General features: G+C 62.1%; 11 protein-coding genes and 1 tRNA gene. 5 read left to right on the top strand and 7 right to left on the bottom strand.

Features of this window, described 5'->3' with window-relative positions:
- Positions 1 to 8 precede the first annotated feature (8 nt).
- From QP802_RS10750 to QP802_RS10740, 3 genes are all read right to left on the bottom strand, one after another.
- Positions 9 to 1,523, bottom strand: a complete 1,515-nt coding sequence (locus tag QP802_RS10750) for a class I SAM-dependent DNA methyltransferase (RefSeq protein WP_284818810.1) — start codon at positions 1,521 to 1,523, stop codon at positions 9 to 11.
- A gap of 706 nt (positions 1,524 to 2,229) precedes the next feature.
- Positions 2,230 to 3,027: a YwiC-like family protein gene (locus tag QP802_RS10745; protein ID WP_284818809.1), complete on the bottom strand. Its 798-nt coding sequence runs from the start codon at positions 3,025 to 3,027 to the stop codon at positions 2,230 to 2,232.
- A 356-nt stretch (positions 3,028 to 3,383) separates the two neighbouring features.
- On the bottom strand, positions 3,384 to 5,720 hold the full coding sequence (locus QP802_RS10740) for a DEAD/DEAH box helicase (protein WP_284818807.1): 2,337 nt from the start codon (positions 5,718 to 5,720) through the stop codon (positions 3,384 to 3,386).
- A gap of 158 nt (positions 5,721 to 5,878) precedes the next feature.
- Between QP802_RS10740 and QP802_RS10735 the strand changes: the two genes are divergently transcribed.
- A complete protein-coding gene (locus QP802_RS10735; RefSeq protein ID WP_070363240.1) occupies positions 5,879 to 6,082 on the top strand; it encodes a cold-shock protein in 204 nt (67 codons plus the stop codon).
- Between the two features lie 114 nt (positions 6,083 to 6,196).
- Here QP802_RS10735 and QP802_RS10730 read toward each other — a convergent pair whose 3' ends face one another.
- Positions 6,197 to 7,168 carry a DDE-type integrase/transposase/recombinase gene (locus tag QP802_RS10730; protein WP_284818805.1) on the bottom strand — a complete coding sequence of 324 codons (972 nt, stop codon included), beginning with the start codon at positions 7,166 to 7,168 and terminating at the stop codon, positions 6,197 to 6,199.
- A 47-nt stretch (positions 7,169 to 7,215) separates the two neighbouring features.
- Positions 7,216 to 8,088, bottom strand: a complete 873-nt coding sequence (locus QP802_RS10725) for a hypothetical protein (protein ID WP_284818802.1) — start codon at positions 8,086 to 8,088, stop codon at positions 7,216 to 7,218.
- A gap of 249 nt (positions 8,089 to 8,337) precedes the next feature.
- Here QP802_RS10725 and QP802_RS10720 point away from each other — a divergent pair, with 249 nt between their 5' ends.
- On the top strand, positions 8,338 to 8,547 hold the full coding sequence (locus QP802_RS10720) for a TOBE domain-containing protein (protein ID WP_284818800.1): 210 nt from the start codon (positions 8,338 to 8,340) through the stop codon (positions 8,545 to 8,547).
- 289 nt (positions 8,548 to 8,836) lie between these two features.
- Here QP802_RS10720 and QP802_RS10715 read toward each other — a convergent pair whose 3' ends face one another.
- On the bottom strand, positions 8,837 to 9,463 hold the full coding sequence (locus tag QP802_RS10715) for a DedA family protein (protein ID WP_284818799.1): 627 nt from the start codon (positions 9,461 to 9,463) through the stop codon (positions 8,837 to 8,839).
- Between the two features lie 156 nt (positions 9,464 to 9,619).
- On the opposite strand from QP802_RS10715, the gene topA reads away from it, so the two are divergent.
- The gene (gene topA, locus QP802_RS10710; RefSeq protein ID WP_284818797.1) at positions 9,620 to 12,469 is read left to right on the top strand and encodes a type I DNA topoisomerase; all 2,850 of its coding nucleotides are present in this window, start codon (positions 9,620 to 9,622) and stop codon (positions 12,467 to 12,469) included.
- 6 nt (positions 12,470 to 12,475) lie between these two features.
- Here the strand turns inward: topA and QP802_RS10705 are convergent, their stop codons facing one another.
- Complete coding sequence (locus QP802_RS10705) at positions 12,476 to 14,002, bottom strand: adenylate/guanylate cyclase domain-containing protein (protein WP_070975175.1); 1,527 nt, start codon at positions 14,000 to 14,002, stop codon at positions 12,476 to 12,478.
- 47 nt (positions 14,003 to 14,049) lie between these two features.
- On the opposite strand from QP802_RS10705, the gene QP802_RS10700 reads away from it, so the two are divergent.
- A complete protein-coding gene (locus tag QP802_RS10700; protein ID WP_284818795.1) occupies positions 14,050 to 15,243 on the top strand; it encodes a DNA polymerase III subunit delta' in 1,194 nt (397 codons plus the stop codon).
- A gap of 49 nt (positions 15,244 to 15,292) precedes the next feature.
- A tRNA-Thr gene (locus tag QP802_RS10695) sits at positions 15,293 to 15,365 on the top strand.
- Positions 15,366 to 15,527 lie beyond the last annotated feature (162 nt).

Genomic DNA, 15,527 nt, shown 5'->3' with positions numbered 1-15,527 from the left:
CACCCCATCTAGATCAGCCCCTTGAGCGTGCTCATGGCGGTGGCGATTTGGGCGTCGAGGGCGTCGATGTCGGCGAGGATGTCTTTCGGGTCGCGGGTTTCCTCGGTTTCGAAGACGATTTCTTTGTACCGGTTCATCGACAAGTCGTAGTCCGCCTCGCGGATCTCGTCGACGGGTACGGTAAACGACGCTTCGGTACGCGCACGGTCTTGTTCGGCGGCCTGGTTGTGGAAGCGCGCCACAACGTCGGGCAGGTTGTTGAGGCGCAGCTGGTCGTCGTCAAGTGGAGTAGCGGGCCAGGGGCCGAGCAGTTCCTCGGCGAGCAGTGGGGTGCGTTTGTCGTCGAGGGAGCGGCCGTCGGCGGTGATGTCGTAGAACCAGATGTGCTCATTTTGGCCCGGCGAGTCGGTGCGGGTGAAGCACACGATGGCGGTGGACACGCCGGTGTACGGCTTAAACGCGCCGGAGGGCAGTTTGATGATGCCGTCGATTTTCTGGTTGTCCACAAGCTCTTTGCGCAGCGTTTTGTGCGCGCGCGTCGAGCCGAACAGCACACCCTCCGGCACAACGACAGCCGCCCTGCCGCCCAGCTTCAGCAAGGTCAAAAACCTCGCGATGAACAGCAGCTCCGTCTTCTTCGTCTTTATCGACGCCAACTCCGGATCCAAAATGTCCTGGTTAATCGAGCCCGCAAACGGTGGGTTCGCCAGCAGCACATCGAACGCTTCAAGCCGCTCTGGCGCCAGCTCCTGCAGGGAGTCAAGGTAGGAGATGTTCGGGTCGCTAAAGCCGTGCATGACCATGTTCATCGCGGCGATGCGCACCATGGTGGAATCGAAATCGAATCCGGTCAGGCCGCAGGCGAGGTACTGCTCGCGCTGCAGTTTGGTGGCGTTTTTGAAATCATCACGCAGGTATTCGCTGGTGGCGGCGAGGAAGCCTGCGGTGCCGCAGGCTGGGTCGATGAGCCGGTCGGTGATTGTCGGCTCAGTCAGCGCCACGATCAGTTCGATGATGTGGCTTGGTGTCCTGAACTGTCCGTTCGTGCCGGCGGTGGCCAGTTTGGACAACATGTACTCGTACAAGTCGCCCGTCATGTCCTTATTGGAGAATTCCAGCTTTGCGATCATCGTCGCCACTGTTGTCAGTGTTGCCGGGTTCGGGATCAGGAACGCCGCGTCTTTCATGTGGGTGACAAACCCGCTGTCACGTGCGGCGCCGAGTTGTTTGATGTAGTCGAACCCCTCGCGGAAGGCGGCGAAGCGTGCCTCGGGTGAGTCGACGGCCAACAACTTGGAAAAGCGCAGGTGGTCGTGGGTGGCGTCGTAAAATATTTGGGTGTCATCCGGCTGCGCACCCAGTGTGTTGGCGAGGAACTCGGCTTGTGCTTGGCGCTCGTCGAGTTGGCGCATGAAGAGCAGGTAGGTGAACTGTTCGATGACGGTGATCGGGTTGGAGATGCCGCCGGACCAAAAAGCGTCCCAAATGCGGTCTACCTGGGACTTTAGTGCGCCTGTAATCATGGCGTCATTCTAACAACCGTGCGGGACAGAAGAGAACGGTGTCCTGGTACTCTGCCGTGTATTTCCTGCGTTGTTGGCTCCCGAATGACCACGCTCGAACGGACGCATCATGGGTGTCCGCTAAACGAGGGTGACCCCAGTAAGTTTTGGTTCGCAAGATTTGTTCCAGACGGCGCGATCCACAATTCTTCGTTATTCCCGACATTCCTTGATGGACACGTACCCTTCCCGTTCGTCCCCGGGAAGGCATAGTGGCTGCTTTCCGAAATTCTCTCTTCGCTCATTGATGGAAAAAACAAATTGCGAAAACCGGGGAATGATCTGCGTCGATGGGAATGAATCTCTCAAGGCGTACGTGATATCCCAGCCCGCGTCATACCATTGAAATCTATCGAATTGGTCTTTCCAGCGCGGGCGCTGATGAAAGCTATCGGGTTTCTCGAGAAAATTATCCTGAAATTCCCTCGTCCACTCAAGGATTTCGTTTCCTAAAGCTGGCTTAATCCCTATCTCCTCAGGAAGATAGAACCCTAGGTTTTTAGGCTCAGAGACTACTAGTTCTTTAGACGGCCATAACGAGCTTGGATGACCATATTCTGGGCGAAGGAGAATTTTCCGAGAGGGCATAAACTACAGTATCCCAGCTTTACCGCCAGAGAAGCGGAAGATTTTTGATATACCCTGCCCCGATCGGTCTAGCGCGGGTTTATCCGGTGAGCAGCACCCCAAGTGCCGCGAGCGCCGCCAGGACGCACGGCACAACCTCCGCCTTGCCGATGTCCTTGGCAGTCCACCGCTTTCCGCGACGCGCGCTGAGCGGGAAGTACACCGCGCGAGCCAGCGCCAGCACTAGTACCGCAACCATCCACCAACCGAACCCAACAAGGACGGTATATACGACCATCACCACGATTGCCACCACGTGGTAGCCGATACTGAACGCCAACATGGCGCTGCTGCCGCGGTCACGCACCATTGTCTTGACCAGCGGCACCGTCCCGGTGAAGTAGAGCGCCAAAAACGTCGTCGCGACAATCGCCGGGCTGGACCAGCCAGTCGGCAACCCGGCTAGGTGCGCGATCACCGCGACCAGTAGTGCGGAGGCGACCGTCGTCGCTGAGCCACTGGCCAGCGAGCGCGGCCTGCGTTGCAGCGTTTCCCACACCGCGATGCCCACCAGCGGGGCGTAGCACCACGCCCACCTGAGCACTGAGTGGTCCTGCATGACCACGATCGCTACCGCGACCAGGGAGATTGCTCCGTAGGTGAGTACCGGCGGCATGTACTGGCGACGCCGCTCCACCGTGCGCGCCCGCGCTGCCTGCCCAAATGCGAAGAACGCGCAATATCCAATTAACCACGCAATCAACAACCACACGATCGCGGCCGGGAAGCGCTCGGTGCCGAACGCGACGCCGAGGGTCCCCACAATGGCGGGGGTGAGTGCCATCGCCCACGCGCCGTGCTGGTTCGGGATCCACATGCGGAGTGTGCGTTTATCCATGCCCCGCAGTGTATCAATCAAAAGGACTACGATTAAGCTGGAAAATCAATAACCCCGGCGATTTACTCCTACTTTCGTAGTGCAGGGATCGTTCCGGGGCTTTCGAGGTAAAGGATAGCATTTCCGCTCGCTAGGGGCTGTGATGGGATTTGGTGCGTGCTGCAACAAGGTGTGCACCAAAATCCCGCTTTTCGGGATGGCGCCGTGGCGTTTCCCCAGGTCGCGACCCCTGCGCAAAGGGATTTGGTGTCACCCCAGCAGAACCGAGTGGCAAAGGACGCAACCCACTTTTCGCGACCTGGGCTTTTGCCGGATTCGGCCGACCGGATTGCGTCCTTTGTCACTCGCTCCCCGATCTATGCACCAAATTCCCGGTTTTCCGCGTCCACGGATGACACCTTGCTCAGGAGCCCCAGCACCTTCAGCGCCGCCTGCTTATCCAGCGGCTGGTTCCCGTTGCCGCACTTCGGCGACTGAATACAGGACGGGCAGCCGTGCTCGCACGGGCAGGACTCCACCGCGCCGTAGGTGGCGGTGATCCACGTGTGGAAGCGGGCGAAGCCTTCGTCGCTCATGCCGGCGCCGCCGGGGTGGCCGTCGTAGACGAATACGGTGGGGAGCAGTGTGTCTTGGTGGAGGGCTGTCGATACGCCGCCGATGTCCCAGCGGTCGCACGTCGCGATGAGGGGCAGCAGCCCGATTGCTGCGTGCTCCGCCGCGTGTAGCGCGCCGGGCACTTCGCCCGCGCTGATGCCCAGGGAGTCCAGGACCAGCGGGTCGATCGTGTATGCGACCGCGCGGGTTTCCAGGTGTTGCGCGGGCAGGTCCAGTGGGATGTGTTCGCTGACCGAGCCGTCCGCCAGGCGGACAACGTAGCCGGTGACGCGGTCGGTGACCTCGACGTCCACGCTGGCCACCCACACACCCTTAGCCAGTTGGCGGGTCTCGTGGGCCTCGCCCAGGATGCGGATGTCCGTCGTGGAACGGGCGCGGGTGGTGTAGTCCGGCTGCGCGGGCTCTACGAGGGCCACGTAGTCGTCCAGGTTGAGTTCCTGCACCACGAAGTGCTCTCCTTGGTGCACATACACGGCGCCCTCGTGGACCTGGGTGAGTGCGCGGGCGGCATCGACGGTGCCCAGGAGGCGGCCGTCGCTGACGTCCACGATCATCACCTCGGCACCAGCACCGCCGCGGATAGAGACGGTCACCTCAGCGTCGGGCGCCGGGAACCAGCCGCGGGGACGCTTGCGCAGCAGGCCCTCCTCGCACATCTGCTCCACCACGTCGTGGGCGCCGAAGTCGTCGACGTCCTTCGAGGTCAGCGGGCGCTCGTGTGCTGCGTGGTAGAGGTGGCCGCGCAGGATGTACGGGTTCGACGGGTTGAACACGCTGCGCTCCACCGGGCGTCCCAGCAGCGCCGCGGGGTGGTGCACCAGGAAGGCATCCATCGGCTCGTCGCGGGCAACGAGCACCACCAGTGAGCCCTGCCCGCGGCGTCCCGCCCGGCCCGCCTGCTGCCGAAACGACGCCACCGTACCCGGATAGCCCGCCATCACCACGGCGTCGAGCCCGCCGACGTCGATTCCCAGCTCGAGCGCGTTCGTCGTGGCCATGCCCAGGATGTCGCCCTCGTCCAGGGCGCGCTCCAGCGCACGACGGTCCTCCGCCAGATAGCCCGCCCGATACGCCGCGATCCGCCGCGCAAAATCCGGCCGCCCCGCAGCACTCAAATCCTCCTGCGCGCGCATCGCCACAATCTCCGCCGCCGGCCGCGAACGCACAAACGTCAAAGTCCGCGCCCCCTCACGCACCAACCAGCCCATTATCGACGCCGCCTCCGTCGTCGCCGCGTACCTCACCGGGGCGCCGTGCTCACCCTCCGCGCCCTCGATGAAACCCGGCTCCCACAACACCACGGTGCGCTCGCCCGTCGGCGCCGTATCCACATCCACCGCCCGAACCGGCCTGCCACACAGCAGCTCCGCGTGCTCCGCCGGGGCTGCCGACGTCGCCGACGCAAACACCAACGTCGGCTCTGAACCGTACGCGCGGGCGAGGCGAAGCAGGCGTCGAAAAACGAGGGACACATTGGCGCCAAACACCCCCCGATAAGTGTGCGACTCATCCACAACAACGAAACGCAGGTGGCGCAACAGGCGCGCCCATCGCTCGTGCGAACCCAGGATGCTCGCGTGCAACATATCCGGATTCGTGAACACGAACCGCGACTGATCGCGAATCGCACGCCGCGCATCAACCGGCGTATCACCGTCATACGGCGCCGGCGTAATCCCAGGCAGATCCTTCGTCAAGGCAAGTGTCGCCTGCAGCTGATCCGACCCCAACGCCTTCGTCGGCGTGATGTAGAGCGCGCACGCCCGCTCGTCCGCCGCCAACGCCGACAGCACCGGCAGCTGATACCCCAACGACTTACCTGACGACGTCCCCGTCGCCACCACAACGTCCTCACCCCGCCAGGCCGCCTCGGCGCACTGCTGCTGATGGCGAAACAGCCGCTGCACACCGCGCTCCTCCAGCGCGTGACGCAGCGCCGGATGCACCCACTCGGGCCACTCGCCGTACTCGGCCGGGCGCGCCGGAACCTCCTCCACGTGCGTGATCGTGGAGTGGGGGAACTGCTCGCGAAGCCCGCGAACGAGCTCGCCCCCAAAAGAACAAAAATCCTGCTTCATGACACAGCAAAGTATGCCAGTTTGTGGCACACTGGTTGGCAGTAACAAATTTTGTGCGCGCCTTCAACGGTGCTCGCGAGGGATTGTTTACGCGGGCGCCAGGACATCAGCCCTGGTGGACGGCTTCATTTATCCATCTTTTGAAAGGGAACACACCAATGGCTACAGGCATCGTGAAGTGGTTTAACGCAGAAAAGGGCTTCGGCTTCATCGCTCCAGACGACGGCTCCGCCGACGTCTTCGTCCACTACTCCGAGATCCAGGGCAGCGGCTTCCGCACCCTCGAGGAGAACCAGAAGGTCGAGTTCGAAATCGGCGAGGGCGCCAAGGGCCCACAGGCCCAGCAGGTCACCGCTCTCTAATCTATATAGGTGCACGCCCCGGCTCCGGCCGGGGTTTTGCTTTGCTGATGTTGCCCGCGCACCAAATTCCCTTACGCGCGCTCTGTGTCAAGTGGTTGTGGGCCAGATTCATGGTTAACAATGCATCATCAATGCACGCGGCGTCGGCGCCGTTTTACTTGTCGTGCGGATAATCGTGACTTTCTCAGGCAACCCAATCGGTGTTTTCGGTCGCGCGGTAATTACCCCATCAGCAAGGGCTTGCTCGACGGCACTTCGCCGGTTAGCCTCCAGCTTTTGCCACGTGCCGTCTAGCACGCTTTGCGGTGTGTACCCATTAATCCCACTGTGGGGCCGGTGGTTATACAACGTTGTAAACTCATCAACCCAGGCCGCTGCATGTTTAATGCTGGCAAAAGCCCTCGGGTAGTAGGCCATACCTTTCATGGTGTGAAACAACGACTCCATATGCGGATTATCGTTACTAATCGACGGCCTGCTGAAGGAGCGTTTGACCTGGTGGGCATCAAAAAGTCTGCCAAGGCTGCGACTGGTCATCGCTGCCCCGTTATCGGAGTGCACCGTGTCGACATCAGGGTGTGCGGCAAAGATTTCTTCAAACATATGTCGTGCCACGCGGGAATCTTCGTGGTGGGCAACAACTGCGCCGACAACAGCACGGGAATACAGATCGATTGCGGTATGGCAGGCGTAGTACTGGTTTGTGTACTTGCCTGGAAGATAGGTGATATCCCAGCACAGCACTTGACCTGGCCGGTGTGCTTCAACATGTGGGGGCTGGTTGTTGCCGCGTGCACGCCGTGGGCGTGTTCTGCGTGTGCCGTGGCGTTGTGATAAGAGTTTGCCGTGTGCTTTGGCGACCCGGTAGAAGCTACGCAAGCTGGCGATATAGCACCCATTGTTCAATGCGTGGTAGAAGACATCATCCACACTCGAATACGGATTAGCATCTAACAAGGCCAAAATGTCGTTGACTTGCGCATCGGTTAAGCGTTTGATGTTGCGTTTGTGATGCGGGATCGGATCTTGCTTCTTCGGGCGAGGATTGTCCTGGTAATACCGCCTGGAACGGGCCACGCCTAACACATTGCAGGCTTTCCTCATTGAGTGCCCGATACCAACGAGTGCTTCGATTAGCTCGTTTTCTTGTTGTAGGCCTGCCTCATAGCGTTGTGTTTGTTCGCCTGTGAGGATTTTCCCGCCACGTTTGAGTCCCCGCCAGTGTTTTCTGGCAGAGACGCTATAGCTTTTCCCAGTACATCACTGGTGTCCTTCCACAGCTTGTTTTCTTTGCGCAGCTTGGCGTTTTCTCGTTGTAGTGCGTTGTATTCCTTGCGGGTAATGGTGACCATGTCGTTGTTGGTGGCCTTGGGGGTGTTCAAGGGTTCTGCCTTTCTTGTGTGCGTGTAGTGGGCAATCGTGCCGTTTGCGACTTTCTCGATCCAGCCATGCATCGCTGACTGCAAGATACCGTGTTTATCCAGCAAGGCTTGTTTTGTCCCATGCGGGGCAGCCACATACTGGTGGACAAGTGAGATGATTGCTTCAGCGTCTAACACCACCGGTACAGGGGTAGTTGCCCCGGTATAGACTGCGGCGCGTTGTTGCTGGGTAAACGTGCCAAGATCAAACCGCTTCATCCACCGAATCACTCGTGATGCGTCCATGTCGTGACGGGCCAGCCAAACCTTCTTTGTCCCGTACGGTAGTTGGTGATAGATCCTGACCATCTGCTGTTTCTGGGTATCGCTATAGGTGACAATCCCGCGATCTTCAGTGTTGGGGATAAACACGACTGCCGCAGCATCCGGCATGACCAACTCACTATCAGCAAGCGTGGCACCGGGTGCAAGCGTGACAGTCGGCAACGCCAGCACATCGCGTGCAGAAAGCATGCTTGCACGCCGACGTTTACGAGTCTTGTCGGGGTCGGGGTTGGTGTTGTAATCTGCCCAATCCTTCTCTGGTGGCTTGGGGATCAGCGGGGGAATATCGTGTGGGGGCATGGGTGTGGACCTCCTTCGGGTTCTGGCCCACAACCAGCCTGCCACCTAGGGGCGAGGGTTGCGACCTGGGGAAACGTTGCCGGTTTCTCTCGAAAGAGGGAATTTGGTGTCAGGCTCGGGGCAGTAGACACCACATTCCTACACTCAGCATCCGTGACCTGGGGAAACGCCGAGGGCCCTTGGTGAAAGCCGGAATTTGGTGCACGTGGCCCATGATGCACCCCAGAATTCGGCGTTATACTTGCACGTATGAAACTTAGCGCACGTAATCAGCTCAAGGGAACCATCACCGCTATCGAAGAAGGCGCAGTCAACGCGATTGTGCACATCGAGGTTGCAGGTGGTTTGACCATTACTTCCGATATCACCAAGGCGTCTGTTGAAAACCTTGGCCTCAAGGTTGGCCAGGAGGCATATGCCGTGATCAAGGCGTCCTATGTGATGGTGGGCGTCGAGTAGGACGGTTTACTGAGCAAGCAGCCCCGGTTTCGGCCGGGGCTTTTGCTTTGCTGGTGTTGCCCGCGCACCAGATTCCTTTGGGCGAGGTTTGCGACCTGGGGAAACGCCGAGGGTCCTTGGTGAAAAGCGGGAATTTGGTGTCAGGCTTGGGGCAGTAGACACCAAATTCCGGCACGCACACCATGTGACCTGGGGAAACGCTGAGGCCCCAGTGCAAAACAAGGAATTTGGTGCGCAGCGCAGCAGCAGGGCAGCGCAGCACGCGCACAAGCACGCGCGCAAGCAAGACCTACACGGCGGAGACGCCGCGCCGGACGTCGAAAAGTTCGAAGATGTAGGACTGAATGCGCTGCATGATCCAGCCAACGAGGGCGCCGAGGGCGATGCCGACGATCATGCCGAGGAGGGGGAAGTCGGAAAGGAGGGAGCCGCCGGCGTAGCCGAGGCCGACGGAGAGGCAGGCCCAGATGATGACGCCGATCGTGTCGTAGAGGAAGAACGCGAACCAGTTGTATCGCACGCTGCCCAGCACGATCGTGGCGACCCACCTGGCCCAGGGAAGGAACCTGGCGACGAGGACGGTAATGCCGGCGCCGCGGTTCATGTTGCGGCGCACCCAGTCGATGGCTTGGCCGGCTTTGGATTCGGGGTCGAGGCGGTCGACGACGTGGATGAGGCGGCCGCCGAGGATGAAGCAGATGTTGTCGCCGATGATGCCGCCGATGATTGCGGCGCCGATGATGCCCCACGCGTTGGGGACGCCTTCGGAAGCGGAGAAGGCGCCGGAGAGGTTGAGGACGGTTTCGGAGGGGATGAGGGGGATCAGCGCGTCGCCGAGGATGAGGAGTACGACAAGTGGGTAGAAGAGGGGTGTGCCCATCAGGGTGTGGAGGAAGCCGATGAGGGAGTCGATCATCTGGGGTTTTACCTCCTTGGGTGCCCGATGGTGCTCATGGGGGTTCAGTGTAGTTGGTGGGGGTGAAAACGGAGAGTTGTAGGGTTGCTATTTGATTGTCTGATACAACTTATGTGAGTTAACGAACATAGTTCTTGAAGTGAGGTGTCACGAAGCGTGGCTGAAGACGGCAAGACCCTCGTCATCGTGGAGTCCGCGACGAAGGCGAAGAAGATCCAGAAGTATCTGGGAAGTGACTACATTGTGGAAGCTTCCGTGGGGCACATTCGTGATCTTCCGGGCCGTGCTGCTGACATCCCCGCGAAGTACAAGAAGGAACCGTGGGCGAAGTTGGGTGTGAATCCGGAGTCTGGGTTTGCACCTATATATGTTGTCAGTCCTGACAAGAAGAAGAAGGTCACTGATCTTCGTGCGAAGTTGAAGCAGGCGGACAGGCTGCTGCTGGCGACAGACCCGGACCGCGAGGGTGAGGCGATCGCGTGGCACTTGTTGGAGACGTTGAAGCCGAAGGTTCCGGTGGAGCGCATGGTGTTCAACGAGATTACGGAGTCGGCGATTCGGGAGGCTGCGGAGAATACCCGCGAGCTGGATATGGATCTTGTCGACGCCCAGGAGACCCGCCGCATCCTGGACCGGTTGTATGGCTACGAGGTCTCTCCGGTGTTGTGGAAGAAGGTCATGCCGAGGTTGTCGGCGGGTCGTGTGCAGTCGGTAGCGACGCGCGTGATCGTGGAACGTGAGCGCGAGCGCATGGCGTTTATCCCGGCGGAGTACTGGGATGTGACCGCGACGTACGGTGGGGGCACCGCATTTGATGCGAAGCTTGTGGCGATTAATGGTTCGCGGATTGCGCAGGGGAAGGACTTTGATGATCGCGGTCGGCTGAAGGGGTCGGCTGAGGGGGTTGTGGTCGTCGATAAGCAGGTGGCGGAGGAACTTGCTGGGGCGCTGAAGGGCACCTCGATGACGGTGAGCAGCGTGGAGGACAAGCCGTATAGCCGCAAGCCGTACGCACCCTTTATGACGTCCACCTTGCAGCAGGAGGCCGGGCGGAAGCTGCGGTTTACGTCGGCGCGAACGATGCGTATTGCGCAGCGCCTATACGAGAACGGCCACATTACCTATATGCGTACGGACTCGACGTCGCTCTCGCAGCAGGGGCTGTCGGCGGCGCGGGCTGCCGCGACGGAGCTCTACGGTGCGGAGTACGTGGCGGACAAGCCGCGTATCTATGACCGGAAGGTGAAGAACTCGCAGGAGGCGCACGAGGCGATCCGCCCTGCTGGTGAGCGGTTTGCTACGCCGGGGCAGCTGTCGAAGGTGCTTGACGCGGAGGAATTCAAGCTTTACGAGCTGATTTGGCAGCGCACGGTGGCGTCCCAGATGGAGAACGCTCGTGGGAACTCCACGAAGGTGACCGTTGCGGGTGACTTCGATACCGAGTTCGCAGCAACCGGCCGCACGATTACGTTCCCGGGCTGGTTGCGCGCCTACTCGGATACGCGTGATAGCGAGACGCACTTGCCGCAGCTCACCGCGGGCGACGAGCTGCCGACCACCGCGATTTCGGCGGATGGGCACTCCACGAACCCGCCGGCCCGCTACACCGAGGCGAGCCTGGTGAAGAAGATGGAGGACCTGGGGATTGGGCGTCCGTCGACGTATGCGTCGATTATTAAGACGATCCAGGACCGCGGCTACGTCTTCTCCCGCGGCAACGCGCTGGTGCCTAGCTGGGTGGCGTTTTCTGTGGTTGGACTGTTGGAGAACAACTTCGACGCCCTGGTGGACTACGACTTCACGTCCTCGATGGAGGACGAGCTCGACGAGATCGCGCACGGCAACGAGGACCGCACCCGCTGGTTGACCAGCTTCTACTTCGGCGACGCCGACGCCAGCGACAACACCGCCGAGGCGATTGCGCGCCGCGGTGGCCTCAAGCACATCATCGAGGACAACCTCGAACGTATCGACGCCCGCCAGGTCAACTCCCTGAAACTCTTCGACGACGCGGAAGGCCGCGCCGTCAACGTGCGCGTGGGCCGCTACGGGCCGTACATGGAACGCCAGGTGGGTGTCACCGCCGACGGTGAGCCGGAGTACCAGCGCGCCAACATCCCTGAGGCGACCACACCTGACGAGGTCACCCTGGAACTGGCGGAGAAGCTGTTCGCCACCCCGCAGTCCGGCCGCGAGCTGGGCGTGAACCCAGCCAACGGGCGCATGGTAGTGGCCAAGGAGGGCCGCTTCGGCCCCTACGTCACCGAGAAACTCGGCGACGACGAGCTGGAGAAGGCGCAAGCCCACGCCGAGGAAGTCATCGCCGAGGAGCGCGCCGCCGAGGACAAGCAGCGCGCCGAAGAGGGCAAGCGGAAGAAGAACTGGGACACCAAGACGGCCGCGAAGCAGAAAGAAAAACGCATGACCGAGCTCGTCGAGGAGCAGCTCAAGCCCGCGACGGCGTCCCTGTTCCAGTCGATGGACCCGGCCTCGGTCACGCTTGAGCAGGCGCTGCAGCTGCTGAGCCTGCCGCGCGAGGTGGGCGTCGACGATGGGGAAGTGATCACGGCGCAGAACGGACGCTACGGCCCGTACCTGAAGAAGGGCTCCGACTCGCGCTCCCTGGCCAGCGAGGAGCAGATCTTCAGCATCACGCTGGAGGAGGCGCGCCGTATCTACGCGGAGCCGAAGCGCCGCGGACGCGGGGCGGCGAAGGCGCCGCTGAAGCTGCTCGGGGACAACGACGTCTCCGGCAAGCCGATGTCCATTAAGGACGGCCGCTTCGGACCGTACGTCACCGACGGCACCACCAACGCGTCCCTCCAGCGTGGCGATACCCCGGAGACCATGACGGACGAGCGCGCAAACGAGCTGCTGTCTGCGCGCCGGGCCCGCGAGGCGGAGAACCCGAAGCCAGCCAAGAAGGCCGCGCGTAAGGCCACGCGGAAGAAGGCGACGAAGAAGACGACGCGCAAGAAGGCGACGAAGAAGGCCACCAAGAGCTAGTAGCGGCTAGTAGCGGTCCGCCAGGGTGGAACGCACCGGGCGGGCCAGCTGTGTCATGCGGTTGCGCCCGCGCAGCTCCACGGACTTCATCAGCGTCCAGCGCTGCTGCTCGACCTCGTTGGCGGCGCGCAGTGTTGCGGCGTTGGTGAGCACGCAGCCCGGGGTGTCCTTGGCCAGCTCGGTGAGGCGGGCGGCGGCGTTGACGGCGTCGCCGATCACAGTGTATTCGAAGCGGTCAGAGCCGCCGATGTGGCCGGCGACCACGTGCCCGGAGGCCACCCCGATGCCTGCCTGCAGTTCCAGGCCCGCCAGCTCGCGGCGGAGTTCGCGGGCGGCCTGGAGAGCGTGGGAGGCGGCGTCGTGGATGGAGACGGGCGCGCCGAACACGGCCAGGGCGGCGTCGCCCTGGAACTTGTTGATCACGCCCTTATTGCGGTGCACCACCTCAACGACGATCTCGAAGAAGTTGTTCAGCGCGGCCACGACCTGCTCCGGGGTGTGGTTGACGGCGAAGGTGGTGGAGCCGATCACGTCGATGAATACGACGGCCACGCGGCGGTCCTCCCCGCCGAGCTCCGGCTTCTCCTCGAGCGCCTTCTGGGCGACCTCGGTGCCGACGTAGCGGCCGAAGATGTCTCGGACGCGCTGGCGCTCGTTGAGGCCGCGCATCATCTCGTTGAACCCGGCTTGTAGTACGCCGATTTCGGAGCCGTCGTAAATGTCGACCTGGGTGTTACGCTCCCCGCGGCGCACCTTATTGATGGCTTCCTGCAGCTCCTTGATGGGGTCCACCACGCTCATGATGGCGAACGCAGTGCCGATGAAGCCGGTGGCCAGTGCGGTGAGCGTCAGCGCGAGCACGGCAGGCATGAGCTCGCCGGGGCGGTTGTAGAAGAAGCCGTGGCGCTGCGCGAAGAACAGGGCGAGCACTCCGAACATTGGCACGGCGGAGGTGGTGAACCACGTCAGGTATAGGCGGTGCTTGATCGGCGGCTCCAGGGTGGAGTCCTCGAAGCGCCGCGCGAGTGCCGACGCCGCCACCGGCCGCACCAGGCGCTCTGCCTGCAGATATGTCATCACGGCAGTGACGAAGCACGCCAGCGACGTAGACCCTAAGGTCACGATTGCCAGCTGGTGGTCGATGCGCCAGGCGGCCACAGTGATGATCATGATGCCGATGGCCCACACCCCGACCACGATCACGGTCTGCAGCACCGGGATGCGCATGACCAGGTTGCGCACCATGTTTGGGTCGTGGTCATCGGGACTGAGCTGCCACTCCAGCACCGGCCGGAACAGGAAGAAGGTGACCACGATGCCCACGAAGATGGCAAAGCAGAAGTAGGCCGCGCCGAGGAAGCCGAGGCTTTCGTCGTGAATGTTGAGTTGCTGCACCTCCCGCATGGGGATGAGGAAGCGCACGAACAGCATGATCAGCACGGCGCCGAGCACGTTGGTTCCGAGCACAGTTGCGGCGTAGAGGGGCCACGAGGTGCCCCACAGCCATTTGAAACTGCGCCAGAATCGTTCCATGCTGTAACACTTTAGCGGGTTTTCGCCCTGCTGTACGCTTGGGGCTTGTGCCTACCGTGAGTCAATTACTTGCCGACGCCCCCTCCGTCCAGCAGGTCATCATGAACGCTGCCGCGGCCGCCCGGGGGATCGGCGATGCCCGCGCGATGACGCACTCCTGGCTGTTCACGGGGCCTCCCGGTTCGGGGCGTTCCAACGCGGCGCTCGCGTTCGCGGCTGCGCTGGTGTGCACGGACCCTGACGAGATCGGCTGCGGGCGCTGCAAAGGCTGCCGCGACGCGCTGTCCTCCCAGCACACCGACGTCATGCACGTGGTGCCCAAGGAACTCACGATTAAGGTGAAGGAGACCCGCGAGTACATCGCGCAGGCCGCCCGCATGCCGACGGTCGCCCCCTGGCGCGTCCTCATCATCGAGAACGCCGACCGCCTCGGCCAGGACGCCTCCGACGCGCTGCTGAAAACGGTGGAGGAGCCCCCAGCCCACACCGTGATTATCCTGTGCGCGCCGTCGACGGACCCGGAGGACTTCTCCCAGACGCTGCGCTCCCGCTGCCGGCACCTCTATATCCCCGCGCCCTCCGAGGACGAGGTGGTGCGCATCCTGATGCAGGAGGAGGGCGCCACGGAGTCCGACGCCCGCCTGGCCGCCGCCACCACGCTGCGCCACGTGGGCCGCGCGCGTCGGATGGTCAACGACAAATCCGTACAGATTCGCCGCGCCCAAGCCATCAACCTTGCCGAGTTGGTCTTCCACGGCGCCCAGGCCTTCCAGGCCGTCGCCTCCCTAGTGAAGGCCACTGAGAAAACCGCCGTCGAGGACTACGCCGAGGAGGACGCCGAGGAGCGCGCCAAACTCGAGCAGGCGCTCGGCGTCGGTGCGAAGGGCAGGGGAGCGGCGAAGGCGCTGCGCGGGGCGTCCGCCTCCGTCAAGGCGCTCGAGGCGAGCCAGAAAGCGCGCGGCACCCGCCGCAAGCGCGACGTCTTCGACCTCATCCTCGTGGACCTCGCTGGCATCTACCGTGATGCCCTCGCCGTTCAATCCGACGCCCAGGTCTCACTGACCCACCCCGACTTCCAGCCGCTGGCCGCAGAACTCGCCGAGAAAGTCCGCCCCGAAGGGCTCGTGGCGTGCCTCGACGCTATCGCCCAGTGTCGACTGCGCCTCCAGCAGCAGGTGAGCCCCGTCGTGGCGTTCAACGGGATGCTCGGCCGCATCCGCCTCGCCTGTGACGCCCGCTGAACTGGCAGTTTCGTAGATTCTTGGCGGTGCTGTAATATTGTGCAGCGTTGCCACCTTAGCTCAGTCGGCAGAGCGTCTCACTCGTAATGAGAAGGTCGCGAGTTCGATTCTCGCAGGTGGCTCAATGAAAACCCCAGCTAGAACACGGTTTTAGCTGGGGTTTTGTCGTGTGCGGGGCGGTGCCCGGTACGCACTGGGGGTACACACGGGTTAAGCGACAAAATGTGTGCTTTTCTCGGCGTGTCGACTTAAGCGACAATATGTGTGCTTTTTCGGGGCTCGGG

It is taken from the genome of Corynebacterium sp. UMB10119B (assembly GCF_030228125.1).
Classification (GTDB): Bacteria; Actinomycetota; Actinomycetes; order Mycobacteriales; family Mycobacteriaceae; genus Corynebacterium; species Corynebacterium pseudogenitalium.
Note: the sequence above shows the minus strand (reverse complement) of the source record. Positions and strands in the feature narration are given on the sequence as shown.

Excerpts from the sequence above, each read along its gene's own strand:
- QP802_RS10750 (WP_284818810.1), bottom strand. The coding sequence starts at position 1,523 with ATGATTACAGGCGCACTAAAGTCCCAGGTAGACCGCATTTGGGACGCT.
- QP802_RS10745 (WP_284818809.1), bottom strand. The coding sequence starts at position 3,027 with ATGGATAAACGCACACTCCGCATGTGGATCCCGAACCAGCACGGCGCG.
- QP802_RS10740 (WP_284818807.1), bottom strand. The coding sequence starts at position 5,720 with ATGAAGCAGGATTTTTGTTCTTTTGGGGGCGAGCTCGTTCGCGGGCTT.
- QP802_RS10735 (WP_070363240.1), top strand. The coding sequence starts at position 5,879 with ATGGCTACAGGCATCGTGAAGTGGTTTAACGCAGAAAAGGGCTTCGGC.
- QP802_RS10725 (WP_284818802.1), bottom strand. The coding sequence starts at position 8,088 with ATGCCCCCACACGATATTCCCCCGCTGATCCCCAAGCCACCAGAGAAG.
- QP802_RS10720 (WP_284818800.1), top strand. The coding sequence starts at position 8,338 with ATGAAACTTAGCGCACGTAATCAGCTCAAGGGAACCATCACCGCTATC.
- QP802_RS10715 (WP_284818799.1), bottom strand. The coding sequence starts at position 9,463 with ATGATCGACTCCCTCATCGGCTTCCTCCACACCCTGATGGGCACACCC.
- QP802_RS10705 (WP_070975175.1), bottom strand. The coding sequence starts at position 14,002 with ATGGAACGATTCTGGCGCAGTTTCAAATGGCTGTGGGGCACCTCGTGG.